Annotated in this window: 1 protein-coding gene; it reads left to right on the forward strand. The window is 74.2% G+C overall.

Annotated features, from left to right (window positions below):
- Window positions 1-1,326: DNA polymerase III subunit gamma/tau (locus B8460_RS18540; protein ID WP_048863105.1), on the forward strand; the 1,326-nt coding region annotated here is incomplete at both ends.

Here is a 1,326-nt window from a genome sequence, read left to right on the forward strand (position 1 = left end):
GCCCGGCGACGGCATGGCCGAGCCGGCCCCGACGCCGCCGCTGGCACCCGACGCACCGGCCTACCGCGTGCTGGCCCGCAAATACCGGCCGGCCACGTTCGAGGCGCTGATCGGACAGGACGCGATGGTGCGCACCCTGCGCAACGCCTTCGCCCTCGGCCGCATCGCGCATGCCTTCATGCTCACCGGCGTGCGCGGGGTCGGCAAGACGACCACCGCGCGCATCATCGCCCGCTGCCTGAACTGCACCGGGCCGGACGGTACGGGCGGCCCCACGGCCGCGCCCTGCGGCGTCTGCGCCAACTGCACCGCCATCCTCGCCGACCGGCACCCGGACGTGATCGAGATGGACGCCGCCAGCAACACCGGCGTCGACGACGTGCGCGAAATCATCGAGGCGACGCGCTTCCGCCCGCTGCAGGCGCGCACCAAGGTCTTCATCATCGACGAAGTCCACATGCTGTCGCGCAACGCCTTCAACGCGCTGCTGAAGACGCTGGAGGAGCCGCCGCCGCACGTGAAGTTCGTCTTCGCGACGACCGAGTTGCGCAAGGTGCCGATCACCGTCCTCAGCCGCTGCCAGCGTTTCGACCTCCGCCGCATCGCGGTGACCGAGCTTGTCGCCCTGTATGCCGACGTCGCCGCGCGCGAGGGTGTCGCGATCGAGGAGGCGGCGCTGGCGATGATCGCGCGCGCCGCCGACGGCTCGGTGCGCGACGGACTGTCGCTGCTCGATCAGGCGATCGCGCAGGCGGACCCGGCGGCCGGCGTCACCGCCGCCTCGGTCGCCGACATGCTGGGGCTGGCCGACCGGGCGATGGTGTTCGACCTGCTGGAAGCCGTCCTCGGCGGGCGGCTGGCGGACGCGCTGGCGCTGACGGAAGCCGCCCATGCGCGCGGCGCCGATCTCGGCACGGTGATCGCGGACCTGCTCGAACTCGTCCACACGCTGACCCGGCTCAAGACGATCCCGGGCCTCGCCGACAGCCCCGACCTGCCGGAACTGGAACGCACGCGCGGCGCCGCGATGGCGGCCGCGCTGTCGGTCCCGGTGCTCGGCCGTGCCTGGCAGATGCTGCTGAAGGGCACGACCGAGGTCGAGACCGCGCCCGACCGGCGGGCGGCGGCGGAGATGGTGCTGATCCGCCTGGGCCATGTCGCCGATCTGCCGACGCCGGGCGACCTCGTCCGGCGCCTGACCGCGGGCGGCGAGGCGGCCGCGACACCGTCCGGACCGTCGGACCGGGAATCGGGGGGCCACGGTGGCGGAAGCGGGGGCGGGGGCGGCGGTATGCGCGCGGTCGCCGGCGGCAGCCGCGGCGGGGG

Origin of the sequence: Acidisphaera rubrifaciens HS-AP3, from assembly GCF_000964365.1 — a bacterium.
GTDB lineage: Bacteria > Pseudomonadota > Alphaproteobacteria > Acetobacterales > Acetobacteraceae > Acidisphaera > Acidisphaera rubrifaciens.